A 1452-nucleotide genomic window follows, 5' to 3' on the forward strand; every position below is an offset into this window, starting at 1 on the left:
TTGGATCGCTGGCTCGCGATTGGTCGCTCTACCGAGCCTCTAGATCGCGAGCGAGCGACTGACGCAATCTGCGCGCTGTACGAGTCGATCGACATCGAGCGCCCGACGGTGCTGTTTTTCTCGTCCCCTATGATGTGCATCCTCGCGTGGGGAGCACTGAGGATGATGGGGCGGCAGCAGCTCAGCGCGCAGCTCAGCTCGCAGCTCCACTCGCAGCTCCACTCGCAGCTCAGCTCGCAGCTCGAATCGCAGCTCCACTCGCAGCTCGGCTGGCAGCTCTGGTCGCAGCTCTGCCGGCAGCTCTGGTCGCAGCTCGACTCGCAGCTCCGCTCGCAGCTCCGCTCGCAGCTCGACTCGCGGCTCTGGATGCAGCTCGACTCGCGGCTCTGGATGCAGCTCCGCTCGCAGCTCTGGTCGCAGCTCGACTCGCAGCTCTGGTCGCAGCTCGACTCGCAGCTCCGCTGGCAGCTCGGCTCGCAGCTCGAATCGCAGCTCCACTCGCAGCTCGGCTGGCAGCTCAGCTCGCAGCTCCACTCGCAGCTCCACTCGCAGCTCAGCTCGCAGCTCGAATCGCTGCTCATGGCACAGGTCAATAATCACATAGCTGGCAATATGTGGTGCGCCGCGATGGTCCATTTCGATTTCTGCCGCCGTATCGGAGTCAAATATGACAGCCAGTCAGAGGCTCTGCTGTCGCGATGGCTCGCCGAGGCGGAGCACTGTCATTGGTGGTTTCCTTATGACGGCATCGTGCTCGCCTCCGAGCGTCCGACCGTCATCCATCTGGATGACAGAGGCCGACTACACAGCCTGACAGAGGCCGCCATCGCGTATAGCGATGGGTGGGGCGTCCATGCCGTCCACGGCGTGCGAGTGCCTGATTACATCATCGAGCGCCCACATGAAATCACCGTTGACAAGATCGAGGCTCAGGAAAACGCCGAGATTCGGCGCGTGATGATCCAGCGCTACGGCCATGCGCGATACATCCAGGACTCGGGCGCACAGCTCGTGCACTCGCTGCCAGACAATTACTACATCAAGGGATTGCAGGGCGCGCGTCTGTACCGCAAAGAGCGACCCGGCGACACACCCATAGTGATGGTCGCGGTCAGGAACTCGACGCCCGAGCCTGACGGAACCATCAAGGATTATTGGCTGCGCGTGCAACCTGACGCGTACGACGGCCTGGCCTCGCGCGACTGTCACGCGGCCATTGCATCGACGTGGCGCAACGCTGACGGGTCGCTGTACTACAAGCGGCCGCAAGACTATCGGCCGCAGGTGGAGACGTGATGGTTAACCAGGCCCAGATCGCCGCACTCGAAGACGATTGATGCTCCCTCGCTCCGCTCTTCATAGCTACCAAACGGCTGCAATAGCTTTCGGTAGCTCCAAAGAAGCTTGCGCCCTTTGGATGCCGCCCGGTTACGGCAAAACCGCAACCGGGCT

General features: G+C 62.3%; 1 protein-coding gene. It reads left to right on the plus strand.

Annotated elements, in window-relative coordinates; all coding sequences use genetic code 11:
* The coding region (locus tag VF202_15735) for a hypothetical protein (protein ID HEX7041568.1) at window positions 1-1296 on the plus strand (1296 nt) is incomplete at its 5' end.
* Between the last annotated feature and the right edge of the window lie 156 nt (window positions 1297-1452).

This window comes from Trueperaceae bacterium, assembly GCA_036381035.1.
Classification (GTDB): domain Bacteria; phylum Deinococcota; class Deinococci; order Deinococcales; family Trueperaceae; genus DASRWD01.